This window comes from Micromonospora noduli (assembly GCF_003264475.1).
In the GTDB taxonomy this organism is placed as follows: Bacteria; Actinomycetota; Actinomycetes; order Mycobacteriales; family Micromonosporaceae; genus Micromonospora; species Micromonospora noduli.
This window is the reverse complement of sequence record NZ_PYAC01000042.1, coordinates 141,933-155,876: the sequence shown is the minus strand read 5'-3', so window position 1 is coordinate 155,876 and position 13,944 is coordinate 141,933. Positions and strand designations below refer to the sequence as shown.

Genomic DNA, 13,944 nt, shown 5'->3' with positions numbered 1-13,944 from the left:
AAAGCCGGTTAACGGGCGGGCAACGCGGGCAGCCTCTGGTTGGATCAACCAAGGATGCCGGCGGAGGAGTTGGGCGTGAGCGGTCAAGGTGAGGTCGTCCACATCGGGGGTTACACCGCGCAGAGCGGCGGGCGGGGCAGCGGCATCGTCGCCGCTCGCCGCGACCCGAGGACCGGGGCGCTGACCCCGCTCGGCACGGTGGCAGCCACCCCGTCCCCCTCCTTCCTGGTGCGGCACCCCAGCCAGCCGGTGCTCTACGCGGTCAACGAGCTGACGGACGGCGAGATCAGCGCCTGGCAGGTCGGGGCGGACGGCGCGCTGGACCCGCTCGGCAGTCGGTCGACCGGCGGCGCCGAGCCCTGCCACCTGGCGGTGCTGCCCGGCGGGGGTCACCTGCTGGCGGCCAACTACGGCAGCGGCAGCATCGCGGTCTTCCCACTCGATCCGCAGGGCGTGCCCGGCGAGCGCACCGACCTGGTGGTGCACGAGGGGCACGGCCCCGACCCGGAGCGCCAGGACCACGCCCACGCCCACATGGTCTCGCCCGGGGTGGGCCAGGGGCCGATCTTCGGCGTGGATCTCGGCACCGACTCGGTCTACCGGTACGACCTGGACGAGGCGACCGGACGACTGGTGCCGCGTGCGCCCCGGTTGCGTACGAAGCCCGGCACCGGCCCCCGGCACCTGGCCCGGCACCCCGATGGACGGCGCTGCTACCTCGTCGGGGAGCTGGACGCCTCGATCACCGCCTACGAGCTGACCGACGACGGCGCGTTGCACCAGCGCGGGCGGGTCGAGGCGAGCGAGCGCGCCGGTCACGTCCAGCCGTCGGAGGTCGCGGTCACCCCGGACGGCCGGTTCCTCTACGTCGCCAATCGTGGGGTGGGGACCGTGGCCGTCTTCACAGTGGCCGGGGAGCTGCCCGAGCTGGTGGCCGAAGTGGACACCGGCGGGGAGTGGCCTCGGCACTTCGCCCTCATCGGGGAGCACCTCTACGTCGCCGACGAGCGGGCGGACATGGTGCGGGTGTTCCGGCGCGACACCGGCACCGGCGTCCCGGAGGCGGTCGGCGAGCCGGTGCCGGTGCCGAGCCCGACGTGCGTACTGCCCTGAACGATGGTTTAGAGACGTGAGCGCTGCACTGATTTGGCAACGCCACGGGGCTGCCACGTCACTCTGTGTTGCAAAAAGGTGGTCAACTGTTTCTCCTCCGTAACTTTAGTCCGAACGGATGTGGCAGAGACGGCACCTAGTACGCAAGATGGTCACCGTGTCAGCAGGCCGCCATCGCATGCGTTCGAAACTCCACCTAGCCGCCGCCGCCGCAACGGCGGGGGTGCTCGTCGTGACGACGGGCGCGTGGTTCGGCTATCAGGAGTTGATTCAGCCCAGCTGCTCGGGAGAGATCCGACTCGCCGTGGCGGTCGCCTCCGAACTCGCGCCAGCGGTGGACGCCGCCGCGTCCCAGTGGGTCAAGGATGGCGCCGCGGTGGGCCCGACCTGCATCCGCGTCGACGTGTCCGCGTCCGACCCGGTCGACGTGGCGGCAGTGGTGGCGGCCAAGCACGGCGCTGTGCTGGCCGGTGTGGGGCAGGCCAGTGGCACCGCCGTCAGCCCGGACGTCTGGGTGCCCGACTCCTCCACCTGGCTGCTGCGGTTGAAGAAGGACGCGACAGCGTTCGCTCCGACCAACGGCGCCTCCATCGCGCGCAGCCCGATCGTCGTCGCGATGCCCGAGCCGATCGCCACCCGGCTGGGCTGGCCGGACAAGAAGTTCACCTGGACCGACCTGCTCAAGCAGGTCACCAACACCGGCGCGCCACTGCGGACCGGGATCGTCGAGCCGACCCGCGACGCCGCGGGCCTGTCCGGTCTGCTCTCGCTGACCGCCGCTGCCAACGGCGCCGGCGGCGACGCCCAGCGCAACACCGTCGGCGCGCTCCGCGCACTGGCCACCGGGCGCTCCTCGCTCCGCAACGACCTGCTGGCCCGCTTCCCGACGGCCAACGACGCGACGTCCATCGCCAGTGGTCTCGGCGCGGCGGCGCTGTCCGAAGAAGACGTGATGGCGTACAACAGCAAGAAGCCGCCGGTGCCGCTCGCCGCGCTCTACATGGAGCCGGCGCCGATGCCGCTGGACTACCCGTACGCGGTGCTGCCCGGCATCGAGCCGAGCAAGGCGTCGGCCGCCAAGGTGCTGTTCGAGCTGCTCACCAGCCCGACCTTCCGTGACCGGCTCGCTGCGCAGTCGCTGCGCGCGCCGGACGGCAACTGGGGCGAGGGTTTCAAGGCGCCGCAGGGTGCTCCGAGCCCGTCCGGCGGCGCGCCGACCGCACCGGCGAACGGCGGCACCGCGGCGGGTGGCCTCGACCCGGCCGCCATCCAGCGGGTCGTCTCCAGTTGGTCGATCGCCACCCAGTCCGGACGGATGCTCGCCGTCATCGACGTCTCCGGCTCGATGAAGGACCCGGTGCCCAGCGCCAACAACCGCAGCCGGGAGGAGGTCACAGTCGACGCGGCCCGCCGCGGCCTCGGCCTCTTCGACGACTCCTGGTCGATCGGTCTGTGGACCTTCTCCACCCAGCTCGTCGGCAACCGGGACTACCGGGAGCTGGTCCCGATCGGGCCGCTCTCCGGCCAGCGGGCCCAGTTGGAGGGGGCGCTCGCCACCGTCAAGCCTTCCAGCGGCGACACCGGCCTCTACGACACGATGCTGGCCGCGTACCAGGCGGTCCAGGAGAACTGGCAGCCCGGCCGGGTCAACTCGATCGTGCTGTTCACCGACGGCAAGAACGAGGACAACAACGGCCTCAACCAGCAGCAGCTGCTCGCCAAGCTCAAGCAGCTCGCCGACCCGGAGCGGCCGGTCCAGGTCATCATGATCGGTATCGGCGAGGGCGTCAGCAAGGCAGAGCTGGAGTCGATCACCAAGGTCACCGGTGGCGACGTCTTCGTCACCAAGGACCCGAGCGAGATCGGCAGCATCTTCCTCAGCGCCATCGCACGGCGTCCGCCAGCGCCGCGCTGAGCTGACACTCAGACGTCCAGGGGCCTGCCGTACCGTCGATTCGGTGTGGCAGGCCCCTTTTCGGCCATCAGGTTGTTGAAGAAAAGTGACGGCAATACGTCGGAAGCAATCGGCAGTCATAGTTGTCAAGGCAGGATGTCGACTGTTCCGGCATAGTCGGTCCGCCTTCGGTCCGACACGTCGGCCGGGGCCATCCTGTATAGAGTGGGAGGGCCGGTGAGCGTGGCGACACTGTTGACCCCCGCCACGTCGGCGGAGCCGGACGGTCGACGCGCCGGGTTGGTGGCGCGCGCCGACGAACGATCCTACGTCCGGGTCCTGGTGGTGCTGGACACCACAATCCTCATCATCGCGTTGCTGATCGGGTACGTCGCCCGTTTCGGTGACGACGAGCCGACCGGCTCGGAGATTCCGTACGTGCTGGTCGCCCCCGGGTTGGTGCTGGCCTGGCTGATCTCGCTCAAGGCGCTCGGCTGCTACGACGACCGGGTGATCGGCTACGGGGCGGACGAGTACCGGCGGGTCAGCTCAGCCAGCCTGCGCCTGGCCGGGGCGATCGCCATCATCGGCTACATCGCCGACGTCGGCGTCTCCCGGGGCTTCCTGGGCATCTCCTTCGCGGTGGGCACCGTCGGGCTGGAGGTGGCGCGGTTCGCCGCCCGCAAGCGACTGCACCGGGCCCGCTCGCTGGGCGCCGGCTGGTCCCGCAAGGTGCTGGTGGTCGGCGACACCGCCCACGTGTTGGAGCTGGTCCACACGCTGCGCCGTGAGCCGTACGCCGGTTACCAGGTGGTGGGTGCCTGCATCCCGGACGCGCTGCTCGCGCCGGTGGCGCAGCGGCTGGGTGACGTGCCGGTGGTGGGGTCGTTCCGGGGCATCCCGGAGGCCGCCACCGCGATCGGCGCGGACACGGTCGCGGTGACCGCATCCGGTGAGCTGACCGCGACCCGGCTGCGCCGCCTCGGCTGGCAGTTGGAGGGGACCGGCATCGACCTGGTCGTGGCACCCGCGCTGACCGACGTCGCCGGCCCGCGCATCCACACCCGCCCGGTCGCCGGCCTGCCGCTGATCCACGTCGAGGCGCCCGAGTTCCGCGGGGTCCGCAAGCTGGTGAAAGGTTTCGTCGACCGGTCCGTCTCGTCGCTGGCGCTGGCGGTGCTACTGCCGCTGATCGCGTTCATCGCCCTGGCCATCAAAGTGGACAGCCGGGGCCCGGTGCTGTTCCGGCAGGTCCGGGTCGGCCGGGGCGGGCAGGAGTTCGGCGTGTTCAAGTTCCGCACCATGGTGGTGAACGCGGATGCGCTGCTCGCCGAGTTGACCGCGCGCAACGAGACCGACGGCCTGATGTTCAAGATGCGCCACGACCCCCGGGTGACCCGTGTTGGCCGGCTGCTGCGCAAATGGTCACTGGACGAGCTGCCGCAACTGGTCAACGTGCTGCTGGGGCAGATGAGCCTCGTCGGGCCCCGCCCGCCGCTGCCCTCGGAGGTGGCCCGCTACGACGGCGACGTGGCCCGGCGGCTGCTGGTCAAGCCCGGCATGACCGGCCTGTGGCAGGTCAGTGGCCGCTCCGACCTGAGCTGGGAGGACGGCATCCGGCTCGACCTCTACTACGTGGAGAACTGGTCCCTCGCCGCCGACCTCACCATCCTCTGGAAGACCTTCGGCGCGGTGCTGAACGGCCGCGGCGCGTACTGACCACCGCTCACGGCTGCGGGCCGGTCCAGTCCAGGCAGACGACCACCGCGTCGTCGACCAGGTCACCGGCCACGAACGCGCGCAGATCACCGATCAGCGACCGGACGGCGTCCAGGGGGGCCATCGGCCCGGTCCGCCGCAGGAACCGGTCCAGCGCCGTCTCGCCGTAGCGCACGTCCTGACCGGTGGCCTCCACAACCCCGTCGCTGACCACGAACACCCGGTCGCCGCGCTCCAGCGGGAACTTCTGCTCGTGGTAGTCGGTCGCCTCGAACATGCCCAGCGGGAACTGAGCCTCCAGCGGCTGCTCGGTGACGTCCCCGTCGCGGAGCAGGACCAGTCGGGGTGACCCGGCGTCCACCACTGTCATCATCCCGGAGCGCAGGTCCAACTCCATCAGCAACGCGGAGAGGTGCTGCTCGCCCCGGTACAGGTCGTAGATGGCCTGATCGGCGAGGGCGGCCTGGTCGGCCAGGCTCAGCCCGGCCCGACGCGCGTTGCGCAGCGCGTGGGTGGCCAGCGAGGTGAGCAGGGAGGCGGCCACCCCCTCACCGGTGCCGTTGATGGTGGACAACCAGACCCGTTCGCCGTCGTCGGACCAGTCGAAGCTGTCGCCGCGCACCGCGTACGCCGGCTCCAACTGCCCGGCCAGGCTGAACGAGGGACGGATCCGGCTGCGGCCGGGGAGCAGGTCCCACTGCATCTCGGCGGCCAGGGTGAGGCGTTGGGTGCGCCGGGCCGCCAGATAGACGTCGGTGCCGGCGGAGACCGCCGCCACCTCGTGGGCGAGCGCGGTGGCGATGTCGGCCAGGTCGGCGACGACGTCCCGGTCGTCCGGAACGGGCGACAGGCACAGCACCCCTCGACGCTCGCCACGCATGGTGACCGGGAACCAGGCGGTGCCGTCGGTCAGTATCGGCGACTGGTGGTCGAAGGCGCGCCAGGCCGGGTGCCCGGGGTTCGTGATCGAGTGACCGTCGGTGAGAGGCAGTAGCTCCGCGAGTCGGTAGTCGACCTGATAGAGCTCGACGTCGGTGATCCCGTACGACTGGGCGAGCACGTCCCCGATCCCACCGACGAGCCGGTCAGCTGGTGTCTCGTTCAGGGCACGCCGTGCCCGATTGACCGGTTCGCTCATCGTCAGTCCTTCACTGAAAGCTCGACCACCAGGAGGTTCGGAGTACTCTCGGGCCACCATGGCCGAACTGAACCGTCCGACGGACCCTGAGACGAGTATGGCTGCCGCGCTGGATGCAGCAGCCGCTGCCCTGCTGGGCATCTGGGAGTCTGCCCGGGAGGGGACCGCCAACCGCGTGTCCGGTGCCCAGTTGCGGGCGGTGATGGTGGTGGAGCAGTACGACGGGATCAACCTGCGTCGGCTCGCCACCCGACTCGACATGCTGCTCAGCTCCGCCAGCCGCCTCTGCGATCGGCTGGTCGCCGCCGGCATGCTGGAGCGCGAGCCGGGCCGCTTCGACCGGCGGGAGATCTCGCTGCACCTCACCCCGGAGGCCCGCCGGCTCCTCGCCCAGCTGCGGACCGACCGCCAGGCCCAACTCGCCGCCGTGTTGGCCGGGATGAGCCGGGAGGGCCGCGACGCGCTGCTGAGCGGGATGCGGGAGTTCGACGAGACCGCCCGCCGTCAGCAGACGCAGAACGCGCCGACGTCGGATGAGTCGACGGGCCAGGGGGACTGGCCGAACGACCCGGACCGGCCCGGTGGGCGGTCGGCGGACTGGTCGGACGATGCGGGTCGGCAGACCCGAACGGGGTGGACGGGTTCGTCGGGCGGTCCGGAACGATCGGTCGGCACCACCCGGGAATGGCCGGCCGGCGACCCACCGGTGGCCCGTACCGCCTGATCAAGCCGGCGGGGCCGGCACCCGCCGGTCATGCCGACGCCGACGCGCCCACGGCCAGCATCGCGATGTCGTCGTGGGCCTGCCCGCCCAGCCAGTCGTCGACCGCGCGGAGCACCCGGTCGATCAGCGCCGCGGGCGGTTGCCCGGCCGCCGACGCGAGCGTGGCCCGCAGCCGGGCCTCGCCGAACATCGCCGCGTCGCGCGGGCCGCGAGCCTCGGTCACCCCATCGGTGTACGCGAGCAGCAGATCGCCCGGATCGAGGTGCACCCGGGTCTCGGCGAACCGTGCGGCCGTCAGCGCCCCCACCGGCATGCCCCCGACCGGGACCGGGGTGACAGTGCCGTCGGCGGTGACCAGCAGTGGCGCCGGGTGACCCCCGCCGGCGATGCGGACGTCCAGCCCGGCCGGCCCCCGGTCCAGGGAACCGAGCAACAGGGTGGTGAACTGGTTGCGCCGTGCCGCGTCCGGCGCGTCGAACAGCGCCTGGTTGAGCAGCTGGATCAGCTCCAGCGGGCGTTGCTCGACGAGCCTCAGCGTCTGCAACGACTGGCGGACCCGGCCGGTCAGCACCGCCGCGCCCACGCCCTTGCCGCACACGTCGCCGAGCGCGAACAGGGCGCCGCGCGGGTGCGGGAACACCTCGTAGAAGTCGCCGCCGATGCGCAGGCTGTCGCCCGCTGCCCGGTAACCGCCGGCCATGCTCACGCCGGGCACGACGGGCAGCTCGGGCGGGAGCAGACTGGTTTGCAGGACCCGGGCCAGGTGGGCCTGCTCACCGTGCAGGTCGGCCGTGGCCAGCGCCGCGCCCGCGCGGGCGGCGAACTCCCGGGCCAGCTCCACGTCGCGCGGGTCGAAGCCGGCCCGCCCGGACCGACGGATGAGCAGCAGCGCACCGGCCGACCCGCTGGCGCTGAGCAGCGGGCTGACCAGCACCATGCCCGTGGGGCCGAACTCGGGCGGCAGCAGGTCGGCCAGGTCGGCGAGCGGGGCGTCCGGCCAGGGGCCCGGCTCGGCCCGGTCGCCGGCCAGCGCTTCGGCCAGCCCGGGCACGGAGCTGGTCAGCGCGGGGCTGGCCAGACCGGTGATCGGGGCGGGTTCGCCGTCGGCGTACCGGATCCATCGGGGGTGCGGCTCGGCCGGCACGGTCGGCCGGGGCAGTGCCACGGCGACGTCGGCCAGGTAGGGAACGGCGAGCGTGGTGGTGGCCAGGAGGACCTGGTCCCGGTGCAGGGCCAGCGCCAGCCGACTGCCGGCCTGGGCGAGGAAGGCGGTGCGGGAGCGTTCGGCGAGCAGGGCGTCGGCGCGGGCGTGCTCCTCGGTGACGTCGCGGACATACCACGCCCACCGGGAGCCGGCGAGTTGCCGTCGGACGCCGCGCAGTCGCCGGCCGTGGTGGTCGGCGTCGAAGCGGTCAGCGCCGTTGGCGACCGCCCGGGCCAGGGCTGCCACCGAGCAACCGGCCAGCTCGGTGCCGGCGTCGATCTCCGGGATCAACTCGGCCGCCATGGCGTTGACCAGGGTGACCCGACCGGTCCCGTCCGTTGTCAGCACTGCCTCGGCGAGCCCGTCGAGCAGCTCCCGGGCCAACCGTTCGTCGGCCGGCAACGGGATGCCGCCGGGTTGCTGGGTCGTGGTCACCGCCGGACGCCGGCTCGCGTCTGACGACGTGTGCGCATGCTGCTTCTCGACTCCTCACCGGGGATCGTTGCCTGAGAGCAAGGATACCGATTCTCTCCGACAGTGGCGCACGGTGCGGGGTGGCGATCAGCCGGCGCGGGCCAGCCAGCCGGCGGGCTGGGCGACGATCCTGCGTACCACCGAGCCGGCGGCGCCTACCGCGGCGGCCTCCGCGCCGAGCGTCGACGGGCGGACCGTGACCGGTGACCAGGCCGCGGTGAGCACCCGGGCACCGATCTCGGCGAGGACCGGGGGGCACAGCCAGGGCGCGAGCGCCGCGTAACCGCCACCGAGCACCACGGTGTCCAGGTCGAGCAGGTTGACGACGCCGGCCACCGCGACGCCGAGCGCCGTCCCGGCGTCGTGCAGCGCCCGCAGCGCGTCGGCGTCGCCGGCCTCGGCCAACTCGGCCAACCGGGCCGTCGCGGTGTCCGCGGGAAGCTCCGCCCGGGCCAGCCCTGCGGCGGTCACGATCGCCTCCTGGCCGGCGTACTGCTCCAGGCAGCCCTGCCCGCCGCAGCGGCACGGACGGCCCTCGGGGTGCACCGGAAGGTGCCCGATCTCGCCGCTCCACCCGCGTACGCCGCGAAACAGCGCGCCGTCCAGCACGATGCCGGCGCCGATGCCCACCTCTCCGGAGATGTGCAGGAAGCTGGACGGGCCGGGTGGCTGCGAGTGCAGCTCGCCGAGCGCGGCGAGGTTGGCCTCGTTGTCCACGACCAGTGCGGGGACGCCGGGCACCTGCTCGATCAGCGGAGGGTGCTCGGCGAGCAGCGCGGGCACCGGCACGTCACGCCAGCCGAGGTTCGGCGCGAGCCGGACCAGCCCGGCGTCGTCCACCAGGCCGGGCACCGCGAGCGCGGCCCCGACCAGGGTGAGGCCGTGCCGGGCAGCGTCCTCGCGGGCTGCCCCGGCCATCTCGACCAGGCGGGCCAGGGCGTCGGCGGGGGCCACCGGGCGCAGGTCGGCCCGGTGCACCGTGCGGTGCCGGACCTGGCCGGCGAGGTCCACCACGCAGACCGCCAGGTAGTCCACGTTGACCTCCAGGCCGAGCCCGGCCGGCCCCTGATCGGCCAGGACCAGCCCGCGCGCCGGTCGGCCGGCGCCCGAGCGGGGCGCGGGGTCGGACTCGCTGACCAGCCGGCCGGCGAGCAGGTCCTCGACCACCGCGGACACGGTGGCTCTGGTCAGGCCGGTCGCGGTCGCCAGGTCGGCGCGGGAGGGAGGTCGGTCGGCCGTGGCGATCCGGCCGAGGACCAGGGCGAGGTTGAGCTCGCGCAGGCTGCCCTGACGGACTGCGCCGGCCGGGGCGTGGGTGAGGCTCACCCCTTGACAGTGCCATAGGGTGGGCAAATAATTCAATCGCTGAACAAATAGCGGACAACACCACCCCGGAGGTTGCTCATGGCACCCCGTCCCACCCCCGCCGACAAGTTCTCCTTCGGGCTCTGGACCGTGGGCTGGCAGGCCCGCGACCCGTTCGGTGACGCCACCCGTCCCGAGCTCGATGCGGTCGAGGCAGTGCACCGGCTCGCCGAGCTGGGCGCGTACGGCATCACCTTCCACGACGACGACCTGATCCCGTTCGGCGTCGACGCGGCCACCCGTGACCAGCACATCGCCCGGTTCCGCAAGGCCCTCGACGAGACCGGCCTGGTGGTGCCGATGGTCACCACCAACCTCTTCACCCACCCGATCTTCAAGGACGGCGGCTTCACCAGCAACGACCGCGACGTCCGCCGCTACGCGCTGCGCAAGGTGCTTCGTCAGGTCGACCTGGCCGCCGAGCTGGGTGCCAGCACCTTCGTCATGTGGGGTGGTCGCGAGGGCTCCGAGTACGACCTTGCCAAGGACGTCCGGGCCGCCCTGGACCGCTACCGCGAGGCCGTGGACCTGCTCACCCAGTACTCGATCGACAAGGGCTACAACCTGCGGTTCGCCCTGGAGCCCAAGCCCAACGAGCCGCGCGGCGACATCCTGCTGCCGACCATCGGGCACGCGCTCGGTTTCATCTCCCAGCTGGCCCACCCGGAGCTGGTCGGCCTCAACCCGGAGGTCGGCCACGAGCAGATGGCCGGGCTCAACTACGCCCACGGCATCGCCCAGGCGCTCTGGCAGGGCAAGCTGTTCCACCTGGACCTCAACGGCCAGCGCGGCATCAAGTACGACCAGGACCTGGTCTTCGGCCACGGTGACCTGATGAACGCGTTCGCCCTGGTGGACCTCCTGGAGAACGGCGGCCCCAACGGCGGGCCGGCCTACGACGGCCCCCGGCACTTCGACTACAAGCCGTCCCGCACCGAGGACATGGAGGGGGTGTGGGCCTCCGCGGCGGCCAACATGAGCACCTACCTGCTGCTCAAGGAGCGGGCAGCGGCGTTCCGTGCCGACCCCGAGGTGGTCGAGGCGCTCGCCGCCAGCAAGGTCGGCGAGCTGAGCACGCCGACGCTCGGCGACGGCGAGGGCTACGAGGAGCTCCTGGCCGACCGCTCCGCGTTCGAGGACGTCGACGTGGACGCGGTGGCCGCCCGGGGCTTCGCCTTCGTCCGGCTCAACCAGCTCGCCGTCGAGCACCTGCTCGGCGCCCGCTGAGGCCCCGCCATGCCGTTGGTCGCAGGCGTTGACTCGTCCACCCAGTCCTGCAAGGTGGTGATCCGGGACGCGGAGACCGGCGCCCTGCTCCGGCAGGGCCGGGCACCGCACCCGGACGGCACGGAGGTTGACCCGGAAGCCTGGTGGCAGGCGCTACGTAGCGCCGCCGACCAGGCCGGCGGGTTGGCCGACGTGGCGGCGATCTCCGTCGCCGGCCAGCAGCACGGCATGGTGTGTCTCGACGAGGACGGCCGGGTGGTCCGCCCGGCGCTGCTGTGGAACGACACCCGATCCGCCGACGCCGCCGCCGACCTCATCGAGGAGGCCGGCGGCGGCTCGGCCGGGAGTCGGTTCTGGGCCGAGGCCACCGGCAGCGTGCCGGTGGCCAGCTTCACCATCACCAAACTGCGATGGCTGGCCAGGCACGAACCGGAGCTGGCTGCCCGGGTGGCCGCTGTCTGCCTGCCACACGACTGGCTGACCTGGCGGCTGGCCGGCGCACCGGGGTTGGGCGCGCTGCGCACCGACCGGGGCGACGCCAGCGGCACCGGTTACTGGTCGCCGGCTACCGGCGACTACCGACTGGACCTGCTGGAGCGCGGCTTCGGTCGGCGGTTGGTGGTGCCCGAGGTGCTCGGTCCGGCCGAGTCGGCGGGCAAGCTCGCCGACGGCCTCGGCGGGCCGGGCGGAGCGCTGCTCGGCGCGGGCACCGGGGACAACGCCGCCGCCGCGCTGGGCGTCGGCGCCGGCCCGGGTGACGTGGTCGTCTCGATCGGCACCTCCGGCACCGTGTTCAGCGTCGCCGACGTGCCGGCCGCCGACGAGAGCGGCACCGTCGCGGGCTTCGCCGACGCGTCCGGCCGTTTCCTGCCCCTGGTCTGCACGCTCAACGCGGCCCGGGTGCTGGACGCCGCCGCCGCGATGCTCGGCGTCAACCTGGACGAGCTGGCCGAGCTGGCGCTCTCCGCGCCAGCCGGAGCGGACGGGCTGGTCATGGTGCCCTATCTGGAGGGTGAGCGGACGCCGAACCGACCGCTCGCCACCGGCGCGGTGCACGGCCTTACTCTGCGCACGTCGACCCCCGCGCACCTGGCGCGGGCCGCCGTGGAGGGCATGCTCTGCGCGCTCGCCGACGGGCTGGACGCGTTGACCGCGCAGGGTGCCACCGCCCGCCGGGTCATCCTGGTCGGCGGAGGGGCACGGTCGGCCGCGGTGCGTCAGATCGCGCCGCAGGTCTTCGGCTGCCCGGTCGTTGTCCCGCCAGCCGGGGAGTACGTCGCCGACGGCGCCGCCCGGCAGGCCGCCTGGGTAGCCCTGGGCGGCGCCGAGCCGCCGCTCTGGGCGGTCGAGGGCACCGAGGAGTACGCGACGGCGGCCGTCCCCGCCGTGCGCGACCAGTACGCCGCGGCGCGCGGGTTGGTGCTCGACCGGCGGTGACCGTCGGGATCGACGCGGGTGGGTGCCGGTCGACGGTGACCGGCACCCACCCGCGTGACGACCTCCTTCACGCGGTCTGGTTGGCTGCCGGTCATGACGGTGACCAGTGGCGGGCCCGGCCTGCGCCCGCACGGTCGGGGCGGTGGGCCGGCCCACCGGTTGTACAGCGTCGTGGTGTTCGTGCTGCTCGCCTCGCTGGACAACGTGGCGATCGGGCTGGTCCCCCCGCTGTACGGCCCGATCTCCGACGCCTTCGACGTGTCCGGGCGGCTGCTCGGCGTGGTCACCGCGGTCAGTTTCCTGGTCAGTGCGGTAGCGGCGGTCGGCTGGGCGTACGTCGGGGACCGCACCAACCGCAAACCGCTGCTCATGGTGGGCACACTGCTCTGGGCGGCGGGCACCGGCGGTAGCGCGCTCGCCGGCGGCTACCTGACGTTCCTGGCCGCGCAACTGGTCGCGGCGGTCGGCCTCGGCGCGGTCGGCTCGGTGGGCTTCTCCGTGGTCACCGACCTGATCTCACCGACCCGGCGCGGGCTGGTGATGAGTTTCTGGGGGCTCTCCCAGGGGGTCGGCACCCTCGCGGGCACGCTCGTCGGCGGGCTGCTCGGGGCGGCCGACTGGCGGCGGCCGTTCCTGCTGTTGACCGGCGTCGGCCTGGTCGCCACGCTGGCCTACCTGTTCACGTACGACATCCGGCGTGGCCAGAGCGAGCCGGAACTGGCCGGCAGGTTGGACGCCGGCGCCGAGTACGACTACCGGATCAGCCGCGCCGACCTGCCGCGCATCCTGGCCCGGCGGACCAACCGGTGGCTGATCCTGCAGGGTCTGACCGCGCAGGCCGCGTTCGGCTCGCTGGTCTGGCTGCCGGTGCTCTTCGCCGAACGGGCCGAGGCTCAGGGCTACTCCACGTCGACCGCTGTGGTGGTGGGCAGCGTCTTCGCCACCCTGTTCCAGCTCGGTGGGGTGCTGTCCATCGTGGGTGGGCTGATCGGTGACGCAGTACAACGCCGTACCCCGCGAGGGCGGGCACTCGTCGCCTCGATCGGCATCCTCGCCGCGCTGCCGTTCTACCTGGTGTTGTTCTTCGTTCCGGTGACCATCGACGTGCCGGACGGCGCGGGTGGCGGCGCGGTGGTGGGTGCGGTACTGGCCAGTGTGTTCACCGAGCCGTCGGTCGGGCTGAGCCTGCTCACCGCGATCGTGGCGCTCGCGTTGACCTCGGCAAACTCGCCGAACTGGTTCGCGTTGATCGCCGACGTCAACCCACCGGAGCATCGGGGCACTGTCTACAGCCTGGGCAACCTGGTCAACGGGGTCGGTCGCGCGGCCGGCAACGGGCTGGTCGGGGTGGCCTTCCAGGCGCTGCGAGCGGCATTCCCGCCACCGCTGAACTTCGCCGTCGGGCTGGCCGCGTTCCAGCTCTTCTTCATCCCGACCGGCGTCATGTACTGGCTCGCCTCGCGAACCTCACCGGCGGACATCGACAACGTGCACGACCTGCTGCACACCCGAGCCGACCGCCTCTGACGCGGCCGCGCCCTCGCGCCTCTCAAGATCGCGCTACTTCCTGGTTCTCGTTGCCTTCCGGTGGGCCGAGGCCACTACATCCTGGAAATAGCGCGATCTTGAGGGTGCGGGCGGTGCGGGCA

Annotated in this window: 10 protein-coding genes; 7 read left to right on the top strand and 3 right to left on the bottom strand. The window is 72.5% G+C overall.

Annotation, left to right across the window (positions count from 1 at the left end):
• Positions 1 to 75 precede the first annotated feature (75 nt).
• From MED15_RS29715 to MED15_RS29705, 3 genes are all read left to right on the top strand, one after another.
• Complete coding sequence (locus MED15_RS29715) at positions 76 to 1,113, top strand: lactonase family protein (RefSeq protein WP_208646749.1); 1,038 nt, start codon at positions 76 to 78, stop codon at positions 1,111 to 1,113.
• 157 nt (positions 1,114 to 1,270) lie between these two features.
• Positions 1,271 to 3,028 carry a substrate-binding domain-containing protein gene (locus MED15_RS29710; protein ID WP_112584166.1) on the top strand — a complete coding sequence of 586 codons (1,758 nt, stop codon included), beginning with the start codon at positions 1,271 to 1,273 and terminating at the stop codon, positions 3,026 to 3,028.
• A 216-nt stretch (positions 3,029 to 3,244) separates the two neighbouring features.
• On the top strand, positions 3,245 to 4,726 hold the full coding sequence (locus MED15_RS29705; RefSeq protein ID WP_112601390.1) for a sugar transferase: 1,482 nt from the start codon (positions 3,245 to 3,247) through the stop codon (positions 4,724 to 4,726).
• 7 nt (positions 4,727 to 4,733) lie between these two features.
• On the opposite strand, the gene MED15_RS29700 is transcribed toward MED15_RS29705, so the two are convergent.
• Entirely contained in the window at positions 4,734 to 5,864 is a 1,131-nt protein-coding gene (locus MED15_RS29700) for a PP2C family protein-serine/threonine phosphatase (RefSeq protein WP_112697977.1), read from the bottom strand.
• 97 nt (positions 5,865 to 5,961) lie between these two features.
• Between MED15_RS29700 and MED15_RS29695 the strand changes: the two genes are divergently transcribed.
• Positions 5,962 to 6,588, top strand: a complete 627-nt coding sequence (locus tag MED15_RS29695; protein WP_112584069.1) for a MarR family winged helix-turn-helix transcriptional regulator — start codon at positions 5,962 to 5,964, stop codon at positions 6,586 to 6,588.
• A 28-nt stretch (positions 6,589 to 6,616) separates the two neighbouring features.
• On the opposite strand, the gene MED15_RS29690 is transcribed toward MED15_RS29695, so the two are convergent.
• Together MED15_RS29690 and MED15_RS29685 are read right to left on the bottom strand one after the other, a co-directional pair.
• Entirely contained in the window at positions 6,617 to 8,227 is a 1,611-nt protein-coding gene (locus MED15_RS29690; RefSeq protein ID WP_244220635.1) for a PP2C family protein-serine/threonine phosphatase, read from the bottom strand.
• Between the two features lie 126 nt (positions 8,228 to 8,353).
• Positions 8,354 to 9,592 (bottom strand): ROK family transcriptional regulator, encoded by a 1,239-nt coding sequence (locus MED15_RS29685; protein ID WP_181518417.1) that lies wholly within the window; start codon positions 9,590 to 9,592, stop codon positions 8,354 to 8,356.
• Between the two features lie 78 nt (positions 9,593 to 9,670).
• On the opposite strand from MED15_RS29685, the gene xylA reads away from it, so the two are divergent.
• The 3 genes from xylA (at position 9,671) to MED15_RS29670 (ending at position 13,822) form a co-directional block, all read left to right on the top strand.
• On the top strand, positions 9,671 to 10,858 hold the full coding sequence (gene xylA, locus MED15_RS29680) for a xylose isomerase (protein WP_091405721.1): 1,188 nt from the start codon (positions 9,671 to 9,673) through the stop codon (positions 10,856 to 10,858).
• A gap of 9 nt (positions 10,859 to 10,867) precedes the next feature.
• The gene (gene xylB / locus MED15_RS29675) at positions 10,868 to 12,295 is read left to right on the top strand and encodes a xylulokinase (protein WP_112584071.1); all 1,428 of its coding nucleotides are present in this window, start codon (positions 10,868 to 10,870) and stop codon (positions 12,293 to 12,295) included.
• Positions 12,296 to 12,388: 93 nt separating this feature from the next.
• On the top strand, positions 12,389 to 13,822 hold the full coding sequence (locus MED15_RS29670) for an MFS transporter (protein WP_112584072.1): 1,434 nt from the start codon (positions 12,389 to 12,391) through the stop codon (positions 13,820 to 13,822).
• Positions 13,823 to 13,944: the final 122 nt, after the last annotated feature.

Excerpts from the sequence above, each read along its gene's own strand:
- MED15_RS29700 (WP_112697977.1), bottom strand. The coding sequence starts at position 5,864 with ATGAGCGAACCGGTCAATCGGGCACGGCGTGCCCTGAACGAGACACCA.
- MED15_RS29695 (WP_112584069.1), top strand. The coding sequence starts at position 5,962 with ATGGCTGCCGCGCTGGATGCAGCAGCCGCTGCCCTGCTGGGCATCTGG.
- xylA (WP_091405721.1), top strand. The coding sequence starts at position 9,671 with ATGGCACCCCGTCCCACCCCCGCCGACAAGTTCTCCTTCGGGCTCTGG.
- xylB (WP_112584071.1), top strand. The coding sequence starts at position 10,868 with ATGCCGTTGGTCGCAGGCGTTGACTCGTCCACCCAGTCCTGCAAGGTG.
- MED15_RS29670 (WP_112584072.1), top strand. The coding sequence starts at position 12,389 with ATGACGGTGACCAGTGGCGGGCCCGGCCTGCGCCCGCACGGTCGGGGC.